This is a genomic window from Arthrobacter sp. E44 (assembly GCF_041877125.1).
Taxonomy (GTDB): Bacteria; Actinomycetota; Actinomycetes; order Actinomycetales; family Micrococcaceae; genus Arthrobacter.
The window spans coordinates 1-1,406 of the sequence record NZ_JBHDJA010000058.1 but is presented as its reverse complement, the minus strand read 5'-3'; the positions used below and the strand labels follow the sequence as shown (position 1 = coordinate 1,406).

The 1,406-nt window shown below is 60.1% G+C and carries 2 protein-coding genes; both read right to left on the bottom strand.

Features of this window, described 5'->3' with window-relative positions; translation table 11 throughout:
* Nucleotides 1–290: 290 nt before the first annotated feature.
* Nucleotides 291–1,025 (bottom strand): GAF and ANTAR domain-containing protein, encoded by a 735-nt coding sequence (locus ACETK3_RS21295; protein ID WP_236799537.1) that lies wholly within the window; start codon nt 1,023–1,025, stop codon nt 291–293.
* A gap of 54 nt (nt 1,026–1,079) precedes the next feature.
* On the bottom strand, nt 1,080–1,280 hold the full coding sequence (locus ACETK3_RS21290) for a hypothetical protein (protein ID WP_236799538.1): 201 nt from the start codon (nt 1,278–1,280) through the stop codon (nt 1,080–1,082).
* Between the last annotated feature and the right edge of the window lie 126 nt (nt 1,281–1,406).

Here is a 1,406-nt window from a genome sequence, read left to right as displayed (position 1 = left end):
CCCACCATGTTTTTTGCCTGCTGGCGGAGCATCGCGTAGCTGTGCCCGACGGAGCCGGGGCAACCCGAAGGGCAAGCAGCGGACGGGTTATGTGAGGAAATAAGCGCAGCGCCGAATACAACCCGTCGGCTGCGCGGCCGTCCGCAGGACGGTTGCGCAGGTGGAGCGGACACGTATGATCCACCGGACAGCAGCAAAAAAGAAAAAGAGCTTGTACCGTCCGAGCGCAGCGAGGCCCGCCCCCTGCCCTTGGCAGGCTGCTTTGAGGGTTTTATTTCTGATGCGCGAGTTTAGTCTTCGAAGTAGGTTGTCGTGCTGTCAGTTCCCGCGACGCGGGTAACGATCTGCTCTGCGAGGGTGTTGAGTTTCTGGTTACGGTTGCTCGATGTTCTGCGGAGGATTTCGATGGCTTGTTCCTTTGAGCACTCGTTTTGGGCCATGATCATCCCGCAGGCCAGATCGATGGCGGTCCTGCTGTCCAGGGCGGCCCGTAGGTTGTCCGCGAGTTCCTCGGCCACTGCGATTCTGATGGCCAGCCGCAGGGCGTGGCTCGCCGTGCCGGCGAAGAGTGCTGCTTCAGCTGTCGTCTCTGTCGTGAAGACACCTGGGGCAGGTGCGAAAAAGTTCAATGCTCCGCTGGCGCCTTCTTCAAGCTGCAGAGGGACACCCAGAACGCTTCGGTACCCAGACGCGGCAAGGTTTTCGCAGTACACAGGCCAGCGCCGCTCAGCAGAAACGTCGGCGATCAGGGTGGGTTTCCCGGTTCGCAGCGCTTCGGCGCAGGGCCCGTCTCCCAGACGTTGTTCAATTCCATCGAGCAGGATCGCTTCGTCACTGCTGCCGGCGATCGTTGTACTGCGTTTGCGTCGACGCAAGGTGACGGCACTTTCAATGCGTCCGCCGGTGGCCTTGCTCATGGTCGCAGCGGCATGGCCGGACATGCCGTCCAGAAAGCCCTTGATGTCAGCAGTGGCTATGAGGGCATGCAGCCGCTCGAAATCGCCGGTTTCTTCCTGTGCGGTCATTAATCAAATGTAGGAGCACCCTCCCGCTATCACAACCACGCACCTTTTGGAGGATCAGATGTCCTGCAGGTTATGGAGGGCGTCGGAAAGCAGTTCGGCGTCGATCATGCTCACCGGCAGCAGCCCATGAATGTAAGCTTCAAGCTCCAGCGGCCCGGCGGTCCCGCCGATCGCGTAAAACGCGATCCACAAATCGTCCGGCGTGAGGGTTCTATTCCTCAGCAGGATCAGAGCGGTTTTGCGCGCCTCCTCCATACACCCATGCTAAAAACTGCTCCACTCGACGTGCAAGGGGTCCTCCATTAAGGCATGACGGCGTGTGGATGCGGTCAAGTTCCGTCCTGCCCGCCGGCATTACGCAGCTATACGTGACGCTTGTGG